This is a genomic window from Bacteroides sp. MSK.20.82, from assembly GCF_019052485.1.
Classification (GTDB): domain Bacteria; phylum Bacteroidota; class Bacteroidia; order Bacteroidales; family Bacteroidaceae; genus Bacteroides; species Bacteroides thetaiotaomicron.
Genome location: NZ_JAHQUN010000041.1, coordinates 1 through 19,075, shown reverse-complemented (window position 1 = coordinate 19,075; position 19,075 = coordinate 1). Strand labels below are relative to the sequence as shown.

At 40.5% G+C, this 19,075-nt stretch carries 12 protein-coding genes; 2 read left to right on the top strand and 10 right to left on the bottom strand.

Features of this window, described 5'->3' with window-relative positions; genetic code table 11:
- Positions 1-11 precede the first annotated feature (11 nt).
- Both KTR07_RS22010 and KTR07_RS22005 read left to right on the top strand, forming a co-directional pair.
- On the top strand, positions 12-4,049 hold the full coding sequence (locus KTR07_RS22010; RefSeq protein ID WP_217315507.1) for a hybrid sensor histidine kinase/response regulator transcription factor: 4,038 nt from the start codon (positions 12-14) through the stop codon (positions 4,047-4,049).
- A gap of 589 nt (positions 4,050-4,638) precedes the next feature.
- Positions 4,639-5,736, top strand: a complete 1,098-nt coding sequence (locus KTR07_RS22005) for a family 43 glycosylhydrolase (protein WP_008767655.1) — start codon at positions 4,639-4,641, stop codon at positions 5,734-5,736.
- On the opposite strand, the gene KTR07_RS22000 is transcribed toward KTR07_RS22005, so the two are convergent.
- The 10 genes from KTR07_RS22000 to KTR07_RS21960 form a co-directional block, all read right to left on the bottom strand.
- Positions 5,705-6,568, bottom strand: coding sequence for an FAD:protein FMN transferase (locus KTR07_RS22000; RefSeq protein WP_008767656.1), 864 nt, complete (start codon positions 6,566-6,568; stop codon positions 5,705-5,707). The genes KTR07_RS22005 and KTR07_RS22000 overlap by 32 nt on opposite strands.
- 91 nt (positions 6,569-6,659) lie before the next feature.
- Positions 6,660-8,009, bottom strand: a complete 1,350-nt coding sequence (locus KTR07_RS21995; RefSeq protein ID WP_008767657.1) for a DUF1080 domain-containing protein — start codon at positions 8,007-8,009, stop codon at positions 6,660-6,662.
- A 58-nt stretch (positions 8,010-8,067) separates the two neighbouring features.
- Positions 8,068-9,486 carry a Gfo/Idh/MocA family oxidoreductase gene (locus KTR07_RS21990; protein WP_117981588.1) on the bottom strand — a complete coding sequence of 473 codons (1,419 nt, stop codon included), beginning with the start codon at positions 9,484-9,486 and terminating at the stop codon, positions 8,068-8,070.
- Positions 9,487-9,543: 57 nt separating this feature from the next.
- Positions 9,544-9,786 (bottom strand): hypothetical protein, encoded by a 243-nt coding sequence (locus tag KTR07_RS28520; protein ID WP_008767659.1) that lies wholly within the window; start codon positions 9,784-9,786, stop codon positions 9,544-9,546.
- Entirely contained in the window at positions 9,783-11,075 is a 1,293-nt protein-coding gene (locus KTR07_RS21985; protein WP_008767660.1) for a Gfo/Idh/MocA family protein, read from the bottom strand. Before KTR07_RS21985 ends, KTR07_RS28520 begins: the two co-directional genes overlap by 4 nt.
- 101 nt (positions 11,076-11,176) lie before the next feature.
- Positions 11,177-12,178, bottom strand: coding sequence for a DUF4973 domain-containing protein (locus KTR07_RS21980; protein ID WP_008767661.1), 1,002 nt, complete (start codon positions 12,176-12,178; stop codon positions 11,177-11,179).
- A gap of 19 nt (positions 12,179-12,197) precedes the next feature.
- Complete coding sequence (locus KTR07_RS21975; protein WP_008767662.1) at positions 12,198-14,243, bottom strand: RagB/SusD family nutrient uptake outer membrane protein; 2,046 nt, start codon at positions 14,241-14,243, stop codon at positions 12,198-12,200.
- Between the two features lie 16 nt (positions 14,244-14,259).
- Positions 14,260-17,379 (bottom strand): TonB-dependent receptor, encoded by a 3,120-nt coding sequence (locus KTR07_RS21970; RefSeq protein ID WP_008767663.1) that lies wholly within the window; start codon positions 17,377-17,379, stop codon positions 14,260-14,262.
- 24 nt (positions 17,380-17,403) lie between these two features.
- Positions 17,404-18,777 carry an IPT/TIG domain-containing protein gene (locus tag KTR07_RS21965; protein ID WP_008767664.1) on the bottom strand — a complete coding sequence of 458 codons (1,374 nt, stop codon included), beginning with the start codon at positions 18,775-18,777 and terminating at the stop codon, positions 17,404-17,406.
- 41 nt (positions 18,778-18,818) lie between these two features.
- The coding region (locus tag KTR07_RS21960) for a DUF1793 domain-containing protein (protein ID WP_195365276.1) at positions 18,819-19,075 on the bottom strand (257 nt) is incomplete at its 5' end.

Below are 19,075 nucleotides of genomic sequence, written 5' to 3'. Positions count from 1 at the left end.
ACACACTTGGTATGAAGTTAACAAAGATACTGATACTTTTACTGGCCTTCTGGCTCGAACCATTGTCTGCATCTCCCTATTTCTCCTTCAAGAAATATCAGGTGGAAGATGGCTTGTCACATAATACGGTATGGTGTGCTATACAGGATAGCTATGGATTTATCTGGCTGGGCACCAGTGACGGACTGAACCGTTACGACGGTCGGGGCAATAAAGTTTATCGGAATGTATTGAACGATAAATTCTCATTGGAGAACAACTTCGTTGAGGCACTGATTGAAGAAGATCAGAATATATGGGTTGGAACGAACTCCGGACTGTATATCTATGACCGGGCAACGGACCGTTTCTCCTATTTTGACAAGACTACTCAGTATGGCGTATACGTCAGCAGTGAAATCAAGAAGATTGTAAAGACGGAGAACGGACTTCTCTGGATTGCCACCTTGGGGCAGGGACTTTTTATTTATGATCCCAAGACCGAAGTGTTGACTCAGAATAGTATTCAGACCTCTTTTGTCTGGGATGTCTGTCAGAGTTACGATAAGAAGAAGGTGTATGTTTCTTCGCTACAGGAAGGACTGCTTTGTTTCGATGAAAACGGCAAATTTCTGCAATCATACCGAGTCTCATCGGACGTGAACTCTTCCGATAGTTACAAAATAAACTGTGTACTCGATGTAGAGGGAGAAGTATGGCTGGGAGCAGGCAACAATTTGTTGGGGAGATTGAACCGGCAAACCGGAACGGTTGAGAATTACATGGCTCCTTCATTGAACTTCGGGGCAGTTCGCAGCCTGCTGAAATATACGGAGAATGAACTGCTGGTAGGAACCGATAATGGACTCTATCTATTCAACCGCGAGTCGAAAACCTTCCTCCGTGCAGATAATCCGGCTGATCCGCGAAGTCTGAGTGATCAGACCATAAACGGCATGATGTGGGATGCGGAAGGTGCTCTGTGGGTATTGACGAACTTGGGAGGTATCAACTATATGTCCAAGCAGACCAAGCGTTTCGATTACTATTCACCCGCCTATCTGTCGGGGATAGCGGGAGCAGGAGAGGTGGTAGGCCCATTCTGTGAAAATAAAGACGGAAATATCTGGATTGGTACTCAGAGTGGCTTATATTTCTTCAATGCCGTTACACGGGAGCTTTCGGAATATCATATCGGTGGTGTAAAGAGTCAGAAATATGATATTCGCTCTTTGATGTTAGACGGCGATTGTCTTTGGATCGGTACTTATGCGGAAGGAATACGTGTGCTTAATCTGCGTACCGGTTCGATAAAGGAATATACCCACTCGCGCGGAATCCCCAATACCATTTGCAGCAATGACGTACTGTGCATATATAAAGACCGGAAAGGGGAAATCTTCGTTGGAACAAGCTGGGGCTTATGCCGGTATAATCCTGATGCCGATAATTTCATGACGATCACCAGTATCGGTTCCATGATTTCCGTGGGCGATATATATGAGGATATGTATAACAACCTGTGGATTGCAACGACCAACAGCGGCGTGTTCTCCTACAATACCCTGAGCGGACACTGGAAACATTTCCAGCACGAACGGGAAGATTCGACCACCATTACCAGTAATTCGGTGATCACGGTATTTGAAGATAACAAAGGCGTGATGTGGTTTGGCACGAATGGGGGAGGATTATGCTCCTTCGACCCCAAAACAGAAGCATTTATTGAGTTTGATTCTGCGCTTCCCAATAAGGTGATCTATTCTATTGAACAAGATCAGACAGGAGATTTCTGGATATCCAGCAATGCAGGGATATTTAAGATTAATCCGATTTCTAAAGCTCATTTCCGACAGTTTACGATTAATGATGGTCTGCAGGGAAATCAGTTTATGGCACGTTCTTCTTTAAAGTCTTCTGAAGGTAAACTATATTTTGGCGGAATCAACGGCTTTAATGTTTTCCAGCCGGAACGTTTTGTGGATAATTCCTACATTCCTCCGGTATATGTGACTGATATCCGTTTATCCTATCTGAATGACGAACAGGAAGTGAAGAAGCTGCTTCAACTGGGGAAACCGATTTATATGGCTGACAAGATAACCTTGTCTTATGAAAATAATAGTTTCACGATTCGTTTTGTGGCGTTAAGCTATGAAGACCCGGCACGAAACAGATATTCCTATATGTTAAAAGGAGTAGATAAAGAGTGGATTACCAACTCCGAGAACAACTCTGCTTCTTATACCAATCTGCCTCCCGGAGAATACGAGTTCGAAGTGCGTGGCTCCAATAATGACCATCAGTGGAACGAGAAGACGACTACTCTGCGGGTAGTGATTACTCCCCCTTGGTGGCGTAGTTCTTTCGCCTATTTTATTTATATTCTCCTGTTGATGGGCTGGATTGTCTGGATTGCATGGCGCTGGAATCTTCGCGTGAAGCATAAGTACAAACACCGGATGGAGAAATATCAGATTGCTAAAGAACAGGAAGTTTATAAATCAAAGATCGGCTTCTTCATTAATCTGGTACATGAGATACGTACCCCTCTCAGTCTGATCCGATTGCCTCTTGAAAAGTTGCAAGAGATAGAACATGAAGGAAAAGAAGCTAAGTATCTGTCTGTAATAGATAAGAATGTAAACTATCTTTTAGGGATTACCAATCAGCTGCTCGACTTCCAGAAGATGGAAAACGGAGCTTTGCAACTGAATCTGGTAAGTTGCGATATTAAGGAAATAGTGAATGATGTATATAGTCAGTTCACCAGTCCTGCCGAGTTAAAGGGAATTGAACTGGTATTGACTCTGCCCGAGCAGGAACTGGTATCAATGGTCGATCGGGAAAAGTTGAGTAAGATACTGGTGAATCTGATGGGCAATGCGATAAAATATGCCCGTACGCGTATCGATTTGAAACTCGTGACAACTGATGCGGGATATGAGATATATGTGAGTGATGACGGTCGTGGAGTACCGGATGCCCAAAAGGGAAAGATATTTGAAGCCTTCTACCAAATGCCGGATGATAAAGTCGCTACCGCCACAGGTACCGGTATCGGACTGGCTTTTGCGAAATCTCTGGCAGAAGCCCATCAAGGCAGCCTGCGCCTTGAAGATAACGAACCGCAAGGCTCCTCGTTTATATTATCTCTTCCTTTAAGCGAAAAGAAGGCAGAAGAAGCTGCTGATATCGTTGAGGTTCATTCCGAAAACGAAGGTTCGGCAGAGAATATTCCTTCAGAGTTCTCCGGAAAGAAATTCACCGTATTGCTGGTAGAAGATAATGTCGAACTGTTGAATCTGACGCGTGACTCGTTGGTTGCCTGGTTCCGTGTGCTGAAAGCTCCGAATGGTCGTGCGGCACTTGAGATACTCGAACAGGAGAGTGTAGACGTCATCGTCAGTGATGTGATGATGCCGGAAATGAACGGGCTGGAACTCTGTAGCAAAGTGAAATCGGAAATCGACTATTCACATATTCCGGTCATCTTACTGACGGCAAAAACGACGCTGGAATCTAAGGTGGAAGGACTGGAATGCGGAGCCGATGTGTATATTGAGAAGCCATTCTCTATCAAACAACTGCATAAGCAGATCGAGAACCTGCTCCGGTTGAGGCAGTCTTTCCATAAGCTGATGGTTAGTTTGTCCGGGAATGCCAATCAGGCCTCGGCAGAACTTGCGATGACTCAGAGAGATTGTGAGTTTGTTGCCAAGATACAGGAAGTGATTGCCGACCAGTTGGCAGACGAGAATTTCTCCATCGATACTCTTGCAGAGCAGATGAACATGAGCCGTTCCAACTTCTATCGGAAGATAAAAGCATTGTCGGGAATGTCGCCCAATGATTATCTGAAGGCCCTCCGTATGAATAAGGCAGCTGAGTTAATTCAGGGCGGTACACGTATTTCCGAGGTTGCGGCACAGGTTGGATTCACTTCCTCCTCTTATTTTGCCAAGTGTTTCAAGGCACAATATGGAGTTCTCCCGAAGGAATATGTCAATCAGTTGTCTGTTTCCGATACAGCGGTAGAAAGCACTCCGGATGCCGATTCTACCATTTGATTTATCATCAGATGTATGAAAGAAGCATGCAGGGCTTGACAAACCGTTTTTTATGTTGTATATTTGTAAGTGAGAACCGGAAGTAAATTCGATAACATTGATAATATAGACGAAAAATGAGTAATAATAAGTACAATATAATAACAGATTGCAAGCGTTTCCACTTCGGATAGTGCTTGCCGGATAGTCTGATACAAGCTAAAGGCTGCGATTCTTTATGGGAATTGCAGCCCTTTTTGTTGCTTAAAATTGATATTTGTTGCTGAAATAACGATGCTCGGGTTTATAATAAACTTGGGGGACGTTTATAATAAACGATGAACGAATTTATTAATAAATGATTCGGAGGAAGTATATAAAGGGTTAATATATTTCGTGTGAAAGTGTGTAATGATACCAAGAAACTTTCTGTTTTTATTATTAATGGGTAGTTTGTCTTTACATTCTCTTTTTTCTGTTTTCCTGTCATCAGCAGGATGTGTCACGATGTAATGACGAGAATGATATTCCAAACTTAATTTTTATTTTCGCTTTATTAACTATTAATGAAAAAAAAGTCTTTTCTTTGTATCATCTTAAAAATGAAACTATGAGAATCAATTTATGTTTGTTATTATTCCTTGTTTTGCTGAACATCTCTTGTAATTCCAAACGGGCGGGAAAAAAAGAAGATGTTGAAAAAGATACTTATGCCAATCCATTATTTATGGAAGGGGCTAATTCAAGCGCGATTTACCATAATGGTAAATATTATTATACCCATGAAACTAATGAGCAAATATATCTGTGGGTAACCACCGATATTACCGATATGGCTCATTCCACTTGTAAAGAGGTCTGGGTGCCTAAAGATCCTTCGAATAGCCATAACCTCTGGAATCCGGAAATACGGAATATCAATGGTAAATGGTATATCTATTTTGCTGCCGATGATGGAAATACAGATAATCATCAGATTTATGTGATTGAGAATGATTCTCCTGACCCTATGCAGGGAGAGTTTCGCATGAAAGGAGCGATCATGACCAATCCCGATTGGAACTGGGGAATACATCCCTCAACTTTTGAACATAAAGGGGAGCTTTATCTTCTATGGTCCGGGTGGCCTAATCGGAGGATAGGCAGTGAAACACAATGCATCTATATTGCCCGCATGGAAAACCCCTGGACATTGGCTACGGAAAGGGTTCTGATTTCGAAGCCGGAGTATGAATGGGAACGGCAGTGGGTAAATCCGGATGGCGGGCGGACTGCTTATCCGATTTATGTAAATGAAAGCCCTCAGTATTTTCATTCCAAAGATAACCGGACTGTCATTGTCTATTATGCGGCAAGCGGTTGCTGGTCTCCTTATTATTGTACCGGAATGTTGACTGCTGACGCGGATAGTGACTTGCTGAATCCGGCTTCCTGGAAGAAGAGCCCCGTTCCTGTATTTCAACAGAGACCGGAAGATGGAGTGTATGGCCCGGCTAACCTTTCCTTTCTTCCTTCGCCTGATGGAACGGAATGGTATATATTGTATCAGGCAAGAAGTGTTCCTAGCGGTAATACGGGAGAGTCGGAAAGTCGCAATCCACGATTGCAGAAGATAGGATGGGATGCTGATGGAATGCCGGATTTGGGAGTCCCTTTACCGGTGAATACTCCGTTACCTAAACCATCTGGCACAGTTCCAAATCAATAACTCTTTTGGGGAGAAACTCGCTCATTATTAACTCGCGCTGTTTTTGATTTGCTACGAACAGGCTGGTTGAGAGAATCTCACCGGTGGTTCCATCATCCGTTACTACTGTCACTTGTCTTACTCCTTCCAGTGGTTTGCCACTTGAAGGAGAGATAATGTGTTTGCGATCATCCGAGTTGTTTCCGGAGGTGGTTAAACATTCGTTATTAAGGAGTATGGATTGAGTTTTATGGTTTTTTGTAGTACTTGCCTGATCGTCAAAGCTGACTTTCCATCCTGTGCCAACCGGATGATTGCCTAGAGCGAGTACAGAACTGTTTCCCATATTTATTAAGGCATTTGCTATGATGTGAACCTTTAATATTTCTCTTATTTTGTCGAGAGCATAACCTTTAAGAAATCCGGAAAGGTTTATTGTAGTACCTGCTTGTTGAAAGAAGACACTCTGTGCTTCGGGGTATAAATGAATGGAGTGTATGGTATCTTGATTATAATTATCTGAGTGGATAGTAACATCGAAACATCCTAAGGTTTTTTTATGATATTCTGTGCACAATGAAATCATCCTGTAAAGAGACTGACTGATCATAACAGGAGCTGTGGAAGCTCTTTGATTGACTTGCGATAATTCACTGGAAGGGTCATAATAATTTGCAATTCTTTCCAGTTGTCGGAGAGTGTCATATATACTATTAACTACAAGCATTAATTCATTTTCTGATTTCTGGCAGCAGAGTATTATATCTACGCGTGTATGCATGGATAAAAACCAAGCATAAAGCAAACCGTCATCACCATGTGTCTTGTATAAGTGTTGAATTGTATGCTGCATTTTGTTTTATTGAAATATTAAGAGGGCATGCCACTTTGTGCATGCCCTTCTACTCTTGATTTTATGTTAGAAATCGGCTTTTCAGTGCAAGTTATTTCAGCTCTTTGATTTTTACATTTTTAAACCAGACTTCGTCTCCATGATCTTGAAGAAGAATATTGCCTTCTGCGGAATTACCAAAATTAGGCCAGTTTTTATATTTACTGTAGGCAACCAAAGCATTCCACATGTCAGTATTGCGAGTATATTCGATCAGTTTTACCCCATTCAGCCAGTGTTCTACGTGGTTATCTTGCACAATAATGGTGGCGGTATTAAAATCTTTTTTGTTGAAAGGCTTCTTCTCTGGAGCCGGAATAAGATCATATAATGAACCCAACTTTCTGTTGCCTTTTACTCCAAGTTTAGCATCTGGATGTTTGTCATCATCAAGAATTTGAAACTCACAGCCAATAGCAGAGCCTTCTCCTTTGTTCAAATCTGGGTTGACAAAGTATTTAACCCCGCTATTTGCGCCTTCGGTAATCTTGAAATCTACCGTGAGAATGAAGTTTTTATATTTGCGGGTAGTTACGATATCTCCACCATTAGCTGATTCTGCTCCTCCGCTCTTCATCACTTTCAGAATTCCATCTTCCATCTTCCATCCTTTTTCCGGAAAAGCATTCAATTTTGCTCCTCTCCAACCATTGTTGGTTTTACCATCCCAAAGTAGGGCCCAACCCTCTTTGGCTTCACGTGGAGATATGGTGTTGGCAATCATATTTCGTTCGGGCGCTTCTTCCGTTTCAGGTGTCTGGTAACGTTCTACATCCGTTGTACAAATACGGATGTCTTTCCAGCTGACAGTTTTACCTTCTTCGGAAGCATTACCTATTGCGTGTACTTGCAATGCAATAAATCCGCTAGGTGTCATATCATCCCAGATATTGGCACAAGGTACTCCATTAATCCAGGTACGGATAGAATTTCCGATAGCTTCAATCCTGGCTTTATTCCATGCATTGTTTTTAAAAGCGGTTTTTGCAGCCGGATTCAAAGTCAGTGGATACAACCAGTTTCTGCGTGCTTCATCATAGATACCTCCTGACCAAGCTCGCTTAGACGGGTCAATTTCAAACTGATAACCGTGCACACGACCATTCTGATAATCTTTCTTGCTTTCACTACGAAGTTGTACTCCTGAATTTAATCCGTCATCAATTTTGAAATCAAATTCAAGTATGAAGTCTCCATAGTTCTTGGTTGTTGCCAGAAAAGTATTTGGAGTTCCCATTTTAGAAATACCCACAATGGCACCATCTACGATTTTATACTCGGCTTTGCCATTTAGTTTTTTCCATCCTTTCAGGTTTTTGCCGTTGAAAAGAGGTTCCCAGGTCTGCGCAGATAATGAAGCCGCACAGAATAAAAGTAAAGTAAATAAGAAGTTCTTTTTCATTTTTAATGTTATTCTTAGTAAATTGTTTATAGCTGGTTTAATGGGTGGTTATGTTCATTTATAATTTATAAAATTCGTCCCAACCTTTGCGTGGAGGTATCCCTGTCAGCATTGCATTGGCAAACTCGTTATTTGTAATTTGTTTGATACGGCTGTCGAAGAACAGCTGAGTGTTGAGGCGTTGAGCCATTACACCAAGTGAGAATACCTGACTTAGCACTCCATTGATTTCGAATGGAGAACGTGTTTTTTCTATACCGTTACATGCCAATAAAAAATTCTCGAAATGATTGGACGGGCTCTTTGGTATTTGGGGTAGCTTGTCTGCCATCTCTTTGGCTTTTTCTTCGGGAATGATGGATAAGGTACTTCCATGACTTCCTCCTTTAAATGTCAGGTCTTTTGTATAAATGATCTTTCCAGGATTCAATTTGGCGGCCGGAACATCTCCTTGGTTAGTCGTGGGGATATTAGGGTCTAATCCTGATACTCCGTAACCGGCAGGAATAGGAGGGAGGTTGTCTAGTCCGTCATACCAGGTGATATCTACGGGTGGCATCCCTTTGCGTTGTGGGAAGCGGAAAAGAATAGTGGAAGAATAAGGAAAGAAATAATCATTATGCCCTTTTTCATGCAATAAAGTTACTTCATAGGGCAATCCTAATTCCAAAAACTCATGAACGGTATCCAGAATATGTGCTCCCCAGTCTCCTAAAGCTCCCATTCCGAAGTCATACCAACAGCGCCATTCTCCCTGATGATATTTTTCATTGTATTCATGATATGGAACAGCGCCGAGCCATGTATCCCAATCCATGTCTTTCGGAAGTTGCTGTCCTGAGGGGAGTTTATAAATGTTTGTATCCCATTTATGCCAACGCCGTACGTTATTCATGTGTGCAGTGACGGCGGTCACGTCTTTAATAATTCCGGCATCCATCCAAGCTTTGAACTGGAAGTAGTTTGCTTCAGAATGTCCTTGGTTTCCTACTTGTGTAGCCAGATTAGGACGTTTGAGCGCTGCTTGCATCAAAAGTTCCGCTTCATAGAAAGTACGTGCTAACGGCTTTTCTACATATACGTGTTTGCCAGATGCCAAAGCTAGCATGCTAATCGGAAAATGAGAGTGATCTGGTGTAGCAATTGCAACGGCATCAAATTCTTTTCCCGCTTTATCAAACATCTGGCGGAAGTCTCTGAACTGTTTTGCTTTGGGATACATGCCTATTACCTTTTGTGTATGTTTGGCACCCATGTCTACATCACAGAGGGCAACTACTTCTACCATGCCGGTCCGGGCAAAATCTTCAATAATTTGCTGCCCGCGGTTACCGATACCTACATAAGCTATCTTCACTTTTTCGTTTTTGTTTTTTGAAGATGACAATGTTTGTGCATTCAATATTTCACCAGCTCCTGCTGCCAGTCCGGCAGAAGCCATTGTCATTGTTTTCAGGAAATCTCTTCGTGTTACCATAATTTCTTCATTGATATTGATTAAGTATTCTGTTGATTATATGTTATAAATCTGTTATTATTCTTTTTTCTTTTTGAATAGTGCTGTTATGCCATAAAAGAGGATACGTAAAAGGCTCCAGATGATATATAGCGCTACAGAAAATATGAGCACATAAAAAAATGAAGTTATCATCTCCGTCAAAGGAGTATTATACGTAAATATAGAGTATAAATTGACCAAATTGGCAATAATAAAACACAGGAACAGTGTAATCAACTCTGTTTTCTTTCGTCGAGCGGTCAGGATTGTATCTTTCATACTGCTTCGGATGTTTTTGATTGATGATTCAGATAATTAATTTTGTATTCATCAGGGAAATATAGTGTTTTTTCTTCCTGTAACGCTTGGTGACCCAATAGGCAGAGCATACTCGCATAATATCCTTCTTCCGCGATTCTTGCGGGTTGTTTGCGAGTAATAACAGCTTCTACAAAAGCTTCCAATAACAAAGAAGTGCCATCGCTCTTAGGACGTTCTCCGAGGATTAATTCTCCTTTGTTTTCGTTAGCCGTTTCCGGAGCCCAACTGGTACCTGCGAAAGGCAGAGTGTCAAATAATTTATTTTCCCAATCGTTTATCATTTGCAGAAAACCGGGTGCCGGCGGGATACTTTCAAAGTAATATTTACCTTTTTCTGGTTCAACAGTTCCGAGATTTCCCATGATTTGCTCTTCCAAACCATAAAATTGATTGGAAATAACAGAATCGAATGTCATTTTTACGCCATCATCGAATACATATAGGCAACTTACATTGTCGTATACTTCCCGACCGTCTTTCCAGTATGTAATAGCTCCATGTCCCATCACTTTCTCTGGGAGTTTATTCAATGCCCAACTTCCTATTTGTAATTGATGGCAGGCCAGTTCCGTCATTAGTCCTTTTGAATACTCTTTATAGAGTCGCCAGTTAATTTGTCGTTCTAAATTAGCAGAAGGAACTGGGCGTCTCCAGTCTCCATTTCTGTACCAGAATGTGCGGATCGCATTTATTTCTCCAAATGTGCCGGCATGAATCATTTCCATAGCTTTGATATAACGAGGATCGAACAGACGCTGTTGACCTGTGAAGAATATTTTTCCCGTACTACGATGTTTATTGTACATACGGAAACATTCTTCCATTGTAAAACCAATTGTTTTTTCACAGAATACATGTTTACCGGCATCAAAAGCATCCATTACAATTTTACAGTGCGAACTGAGAGGAGTCGCTACAAGTATAGCATCTATGTTGTTGTTTTCCAATAGCTCACGATAGTCACCATATACTTTTGCTTTGGGAGCAAGCTTCAATGCTTCATCTATCGAAGGCTGGTAAATATCGCAAAGTGCTACGATATCAACTTTAGGATTTTGGACTAAAAAGCTCATAAGGAAGCGACCTCGTGAGCCTGGTCCAATAACCCCCAAACGACATTTTTCATTGGAGGTGTTCACGGCTTCTGAAAAGGCAGAAAGCCAGGGACTTGCTGCAAGAAGAACTCCAGCTCCGGTCATTCCGATATTCTTCAGAAACTCTCTTCTGCTAATTTGCGTATGTTTCATTTTGAAGTTATTTGATTCTCAGTATTTTATTCTGTATGCAAATATAGAAAGAAGAGTAAACTTTCTATAAAATTCACTCTTCTTTTTATTAAAATTGGCATTTACCATTCAATTGCCTGATCTTCGTCTGGTATTTGAGTATTTATTTTACGTTCCATCGTTAGAGATCCCTTTACAACATATTCAAGCGGATAACCCGGAACTGAAGTATAATCTGTAAACTCATATTCCAGATTGTTGATTGTTACGTAAATATGTTTTAGGTAAGGTCGTGTAGCATCCATCTCTTCTTCAACCGTATAGGAAGGTTGCCCTTTCACTACCAGATTTATGTCCTCATTATCAGAAGAAATCTTCAGCTTACGTGTTTGAAGATCTATTTTCTCTTCTGTAAATTCAAATTTAATTTTGTAATATTTCCGATCCAAGCGGTCAATGTCTATAAGGCCCGCATAGAAAAATATAGTTTTGTCATCTATTACATAAGAAGTATGGTATTCCGGAACTATAGCCTCTTTTTCGTTTCCTTTAAAATATACTTTATACGCAGTAGCACTATATTGCCCGGAATAATCATTGAATGGGGAAATACGTAACATCGCCCTCCTATAAAATTTGCGGGGATTGGCCTGGTAGTTGTGTGATGGATCGTTGCTCTGAATAGCTAACGGCAATACCCATTTGTCTACCTGATCTAAATCTTTCAGGGCAAAATCGATAGGCAGTAAGCTTGTACATTCGCCTGCCGGTATCTGTACTGTTTCCGGGAACTCGTAATACTTGTTTTCCAACGGTTTAAAGAAAAGTTCTTTACGGCTGCCGAAATGTTCAACATTCAACACATCCAATGTGTCAAGATCCAATCCTACATGCACATTCAAGTCTTTGGAATTCATGGTTGACCCGCTGACTATCAATGGGAGTTGGTATGTTACTTTCCCTTCCGGCTTGTAACGTATGTAAATAGGAGTTACTCCTTGTGCGTTGACTGGTGCCTTGAAAGATACCATTTGCACATATTGTTCAGATTCCCATTCATTATTGCATGACGCACATACTATCAGTACAGTCATGGCTAAGAGTAAATAATATATCTTTTTCATTTTTTTCAAGTTTATAAGATTATTCCGGATAAGTCCAGCCTGGATTTTGAGTTAAACGTTTGTTGCGCTTTAATTCAGTATGATTGATTGGCCAAAACCACATTTTGCGTGAGAAGGTTGTTGGTAATGAAGGTACTGCTACCGGTGTATGGAATACATCTGCCATTTCTTTAGTTGCTAAAGTGTTACACCCATAAATTGGAGTTGATTCTTCTACCGGAGCATCTAGCCAACGACGTAAATCAAAATAGCGATGTCCTTCTCCCATCAATTCAATCTGACGTTCACGTTTTAACTTTTTGCGGAATTCGATAGGGTCATCATATTCTTCTTGGGTATAATCAGGAACTCCTGCACGAATACGTATAGGACGAATTCCTTTTTTCATTTCATTGATATCGCGTTTGATTATATGAGTCTTATTACCATCCCAAGAAGGTATGTCGTATTGCCCGTTTAATTCGTTCAATGCTTCGGCATAAATCAACAGAACTTCTGCATAACGGATAGCCGGTTCTACTTTCTTTTTAATAAGTTCTTCATTGTTGTCTCCTTTACCCATATCATCCGGGTGTACAAATTTTTTAACTCCAATGCCGGTGCGTAACCAAAACATCGAGTTTGTATACCCATTACCGTCTCCACGGTAATAGAAGACTTGTATGTTTTGAGGTTCTCCTGCATTTTTATTGCTGTTCAACAAATTCCAAACATCACCATTGTAGGCTACTGAAGCATAGAAACGGGGCTCACGATTAGCATACTGTAAAGAGACGCCTTCTGACAAAGGTTTGTAACGACCTGCTTCTACGTCTTCTTTCGTCACATAGCCGGACATGCGTTCCGAACCGTCACCGCGGTTGATTTCTTTATCTTTACCGGGACAATCAGTTCCATCATTCATATAATATGCGTCACATTGTTTCTGTGTAAGTCCGTGTGTATTCCATCCTTTAGCAACACGTGGTAGCTGATGTATTACCATGTTATTAATGCTTTGGTCACCAGTATTCTGCCCACGGGTAAAAATTAATTCTTTATTCTCAAAAGCACTGACTGTTCCGTTGAATATAGCACGATAAGATTCGAACGGATCGATGTCTTTCCACCCATTCGGCCAAGCTTGTTCTGAGAATTCAGGGTGGTATGGAGGAGCAATCGTTGCAGGAAATGCAATATCCCCTTTGTCTGTAGCATAAGAAACAAACAGCGTGTAACGGTTCAATTCTATCACATCCTTGGCAGCGGCAGCAGCTTTCGCCCACTTAGATTCATCGTAAGCTTCTGGTAACAGTCGATTACCTTGATCATCTACCAGTTCTGAAGCAATATCAGCAGGCGTTTGTCCATTCATTAATGGGCTGGCAGCATATAGCAGAACTTTGGCACGAAGAGCTAATGCCGCACCACGGGTGGGGCGAGCTATTTCTTGTATTGCACGGTCTAAAGGGAGAGCTTGCGCAGCCAGAACTAATTCATTTGTGATATAGGTCACACATTCGTCATACGTATTACGCGGTTGTGCTACTGCATCATAATCTTCCATGTAGTCAATGCCTTGATCCGGCACAATAGGAACAGGACCGAACAAGCGCAACATAATCCAGTAGAAATAGGCTTTCAAAAAGTGCGCTTGTGCTTTGTTGTCAGCAATTTCTTCCGCTGTATATTCCGTATTCATGTCTATATTGTTCAAATATATAGAGGCTTGGCGAATGCCTTTATAACATTTGTTCCAGATTTCTGCACTTTCTCCTGCTAAACCTCCTTCGTTATATTCACCGTTTTTCCATGCTTTATATCGGTCATCTCGATCACCGAAATACATGTCATCAGCAAAACAGAAAGGAACATATCCTTTACTGGCTACATCGAGAAGATGGTTATCTCCCAAAAAGAAGTATGCGCGTGCCAGCCATTTGTCAGAATAAGCTCTGCTTGTAAAAACATCTTCTATTGACATACGCTCATCAAATAGATAATCAGAGTCCAAGTAATCGGAACATGAACTGAGGGTAAATCCTATCCCTATTATAAATGATAAAATAATGTATATTTTCTTCATAATGTCATTGCGTGTATTATAAATTAACGGATATTCCTAAAGATAAATTTTTGCTGAGCGGATATCTCTTTCCATCCGTACTTCCCATTTCCGGGTCCCATAATTTGAATGCAGACCATGTGAGTAAATTGGTGCCAACAAAGAAGATACGGACAGTGTTAAAATGTACCTTATTTACCAGCTGGGTTGGTAGCGTATACCCTACTTCTACAGTCTTTAAACGTAGATAAGACCCGTTGCGTAACCAATAAGTAGATTGCTGATAGTTATTAGAATTAGGTCCGTAGGATAGTCGGGGATATTCAGCATTCGGATTCTCTGTAGCTGGATCACCAGATATATCTGCTGAAATCCAACGATTGGAATTAGCCATCTCTGACAGGACATTTCCCCAGCCATCTCCCAACTTGAACATATGGACTGTTGAGCCATCGATAAAATAAGTTGATTTTCCGGCTCCCTGAAAGTGCAGATTCACATCTAGACCTTTCCAGTTTGCAGCTATTCCGAATCCATAAATAAGATTAGGTTTGGTCGTTGCACCGATTGCGACTTGGTCATTACCGTCAATTTTACCATCACCATTCACGTCTTTATATTTAATATCACCAGGCATTACTTTATAACCATCGAAATCTTGTACCGGACTATTACGGATATCATCATAGTCTTTAAACAACCCTAAAGATATCAATCCTCTTGCTTGATTTACACGATGTCCTTTTTGCATTTTATACCAGTAGTAGTTGTTTTCTTCATCTCTATCTACTATTTCATTTTTGCTATAAGTGATATTACTACGTATTGTTAAGCCAACAGCTCCCAGTTTCTGGCGGAAAGTGAAATGTCCGTCAAAACCTTCAGAAGTCACTTTTCCAACATTGGCACTAGGATTACTTTCTAAACCGACTATCCCCGGCAAATATTCGCGTAACATATAGATTCCTTCGCGTTTCTCATTAAAATAGTCAACAGAACCGGATAATTTGTCATTGAAAAAAGAGAAGTCAATACCGAGGTCATGCTTTGTTGCAATTTCCCATGTAACGTTAGGCGAAGATAAAGAAGAATAGCGCATACCACCATAATATCTGTCAAACGTGTAATCTCCAAAGTTGTATCCACCAGTGTCTACAGTTTTGTCACCATCTTTTTTAGTCATTGTTTCAATATCATAAAGGTAGGGGAAACGAGTATTTCCCAAATTGTCGTTACCTACTTTACCGTATGAATATCGAATTTTGAACATGTTCATCCATTTAAGATGTTTTTTTATCAAAGACTCCTCAGCTATGTTCCAAGCTCCTGAGATGGCAGGGAAGAAACCAAACCGATGTCCTGCTGCGAAATTCTCCGAACCGGTATATCCGAAATTGAAATCAATGAAATAACGATAATTCCAGTTATAGGTAAATCGTCCTGCCAATCCTTGATTACGTCTGGCAATACCTTGTTTAAGATCATCTCCAAGGCCTACCGTTTTTATTTTTGAAGACTGGTTATATTTTAATGTTCCTCCTAGATGATGATGTTTGAATCCTCGGCTATAATGTAACTCTGCTTCAAAGAATTCATTTCTAAGGCCATCGGAACCGCTCTCTTGAAACATCTTTCTTTCTTCAGCTACACGGTCATAATCGAGGGTTCCGTCTGTTGCGCGGAAACGTTTTGCCTTCCACTGTTCCGGCCATTTTCTGCGGTTAATCCAGTTGTTATTTTCTGTGTCATATCCGAAGCGTCCCACGAATCTAAGTCCTTTGGTGATGAAATCAAGTTTCTGCTCTAAGGTTACATTAGTCTGGATATTATTCTTCCAGTTTTCCCGATAACCAGTCATTGTAGCTTGAACCCATGGATTAAAGCGATCTCCATTGTCATTTCCATAGGCTGGTACGTATCCATTAGAATATAATTTAGGAACCATAATGGCATTATATCCCATAAGAGCTGTCCAAATAGCATCACTGCCAACTCCTGAATCATTGGCCTTTTGTAATGAACCTGAAACACCGACTTTTAATAGAGTTGATTTAGTGATGTCTATATCTACATTCATGCGGTAATTCCAACGACGGAAATTTGCATTTGTATTGTAATCTTTCAAAGCTTTATCTACTTTGTACATACCTTGTTGGTCAAGATAGCTTCCTGATACATAGTATCGTGCTGTATTACCACCACCGTTCATGCTTAGTGTGGCACGAGTGCTCCATGAACCTTTTCGTAGTAATTCATCTATCCAATTAACATTGGGATATAAATCAGGATCTAGTCCTAAACGGAATATTTCCAATTCGTCCGCTTTATATAGCGGCTCAAGATTACGTGTGATTTTAGCTTCATTTGCCATGGAAGCATATGTGTATCCATCTACAAAGTCAGGAACTTGGGTGAGCATATTGTAGAACGTTTCCGCTTTTGCACTGATATTAATTTTCCCGGCTTTACCGTGTTTGGTTGTGATTAATACTACTCCATTTGCACCTTTGGAACCGTAAATAGCAGTAGCTGATGCATCTTTTAATACGGAAAAAGATTCGACATCTTCTACATTTATTTCATCCAGACTACGTTCGAATCCGTCAACGAGAACTAATGCGGAATTACTGGCTCCGAAAGTTGAAATACCACGGATCCAGAATTCAGAAACACTACCCGGCTTTCCGGAAGTTTGCATCGCTAAGATGCCCGGTACATTACCTGCCAGGGCATTAGCCATAGAACCTGAGGGATTTGCTTTTAAGACATCTACATCCACATTAGTAATAGCACCTGTTACAGTCAACTTCTTTTGGGCACCGGTACCCGTGATTACCACCTCGTCAATCTCTCTAGCACTTGCTTCTTTCATTGTGACATTGACAGTTCGTTGCTCTTTGACTAATACTTCTACTTTTTCAAAGCCTATATAAGTAAATACCAATTTGTGGTAGGGTGGCATTTTAATACTGTATTTTCCATTCAAATCAGTAATGGCACCTAAGCCGGGTATATTACTTATTGATACATTAACCCCAATCATGGGCTCTTTATTTGTATCAGTTACGACACCTGTTACTACAATGCTTTCTTGTGCCAAAGCACTGGTAGAAAGTCCAAGCAACAACATGCATATAAATAAAAAGTTTTTCATCATATAAATGTATGTGTTAATCATGTATTATTCTTCGTAGCCAATTTTGCGAATACGGCGGTTTTCACGGTCACCTATAAAGAAACATTCTCTTTCTTCATCGTATACGATTCCTTCAGGATGATTGAAGCGTGCTTCTTGGCGTAAATCACCATCATTATATCCGGAAGTTCCATTACTGCCTCTACCAGCAAATGTCGTTACTCGACCTTGTGGTGTTAAGATACGGATACAGTGGTTTTCTCTATCACAGAAATAAAAGTCATATTCATCGCTGCTCCCTTTGTATGCTGGATTCTTTACGAATGTACCTTGTCGGGGAGCATGCATGCGGGCTTTTTTACCAACTCCATCTACCCAATCTTTGGCACCCTGCTGACCACAAACAATATATGGGGTGGTAAGGCGCTTTGTCTTCCAGTCATAATCAGAACGTAAGATGTAATGTTGATTAACTACTACAATGTATGCATAGTTTCCGCTAGGGTGGAATTGGATATGAAACTCCCATCCACTATCTTGTATCGTAAACAAAGGGGTAGTTTCCTGAGTTGTAAAATCATATCGAAACACTTGACCAGCATTCCATGAATTGAAATATAATTCTCCATTTATAGGATGAGTTTCTGCACCATTACAGTTTTGACCTTTTGTCAATTCTGTTATAACTTTGAATCCTGATTCACGTGTAAGAATATAATTGTTCGGTCTATCATTATTATTTTGGTCATTGGTAATAATCATGCTGTCAGCTTCATGTGTCCAGCAGATGGTACGTACTTTGCTTAATCCACTATATACGGTACTTACATATTCTTTTTCAAAGTCAATCAAACGGGTAGGGTGCTGTTCACCCACTAGATATAAATGATTGTGATTTTTGGGATCAAAGGACAACCAAACAGCACCTCCAAAGCCACCACAATCATCAAAAGGTCCATCTTTTAAATCATATTTGGTGTTTCCATCATACATTGTTCCTAGAAATGTTGTAACAAGCATCTTCTTTTGATATACAAACTTCTCATTGGCTTCTGTATTTGCAATTTCTTCACCTTCATCGTTGAGAATACTTAATTTAATATCTCCATCATAAGCTTTAGCTGGCACAACACAGTAGAGGCTTTTTCCTTTTGCTCCTACAACTTTGGAGTCTTGTCCACCGATAGTTACCTTTATTTTAGAAATATCACTTCCGAAGTTTTCTCCATACAAGAGCATTCGGGTTCCAAGTCCTCCTTCTTTTGGACTGAATTCAGAAATGACAACAGGCTTATTCGGATCAAAATCTCCTGTTGCGTCATCATTATCTTTGCAACTTGCAAAGATAAGTGTAAGTAAAGCCAGTACTACCCATTGAGTGTACTGACAGCAACTTTTGGTCTTACTTTTCATTTTCATAATACATTGGATTTTATTGGTAAAAATATTTGTATGCATTTTTACAGATTATTTGAATTCTTATTCACTAGTACTTTCATCCAATATCCTCCGATTACAGAACGAGCCTTAAAACCAGTCATTTTGCCTGTTTTCGTATCATGCCAATCACTGATAGGTACTCGTGAAGTCGTTTCATTGATATATTTATAGAGAGGATTTATAAACTTTTCAAAAGTAGCCTGATCCGGAGACATAGTTGCAGTCCACATAATCCAGTCAGACTTTGTATACTCTTTGCGGGAGTCCAATGGCAATC

What these genes read in the sequence shown, in the direction of transcription:
- KTR07_RS22010 (WP_217315507.1), top strand. Translation starts at nt 12, where the DNA reads ATGAAGTTAACAAAGATACTGATACTTTTACTGGCCTTCTGGCTCGAA.
- KTR07_RS22005 (WP_008767655.1), top strand. Translation starts at nt 4,639, where the DNA reads ATGAGAATCAATTTATGTTTGTTATTATTCCTTGTTTTGCTGAACATC.
- KTR07_RS22000 (WP_008767656.1), bottom strand. Translation starts at nt 6,568, where the DNA reads ATGCAGCATACAATTCAACACTTATACAAGACACATGGTGATGACGGT.
- KTR07_RS21995 (WP_008767657.1), bottom strand. Translation starts at nt 8,009, where the DNA reads ATGAAAAAGAACTTCTTATTTACTTTACTTTTATTCTGTGCGGCTTCA.
- KTR07_RS21990 (WP_117981588.1), bottom strand. Translation starts at nt 9,486, where the DNA reads ATGGTAACACGAAGAGATTTCCTGAAAACAATGACAATGGCTTCTGCC.
- KTR07_RS28520 (WP_008767659.1), bottom strand. Translation starts at nt 9,786, where the DNA reads ATGAAAGATACAATCCTGACCGCTCGACGAAAGAAAACAGAGTTGATT.
- KTR07_RS21985 (WP_008767660.1), bottom strand. Translation starts at nt 11,075, where the DNA reads ATGAAACATACGCAAATTAGCAGAAGAGAGTTTCTGAAGAATATCGGA.
- KTR07_RS21980 (WP_008767661.1), bottom strand. Translation starts at nt 12,178, where the DNA reads ATGAAAAAGATATATTATTTACTCTTAGCCATGACTGTACTGATAGTA.
- KTR07_RS21975 (WP_008767662.1), bottom strand. Translation starts at nt 14,243, where the DNA reads ATGAAGAAAATATACATTATTTTATCATTTATAATAGGGATAGGATTT.
- KTR07_RS21970 (WP_008767663.1), bottom strand. Translation starts at nt 17,379, where the DNA reads ATGATGAAAAACTTTTTATTTATATGCATGTTGTTGCTTGGACTTTCT.
- KTR07_RS21965 (WP_008767664.1), bottom strand. Translation starts at nt 18,777, where the DNA reads ATGAAAATGAAAAGTAAGACCAAAAGTTGCTGTCAGTACACTCAATGG.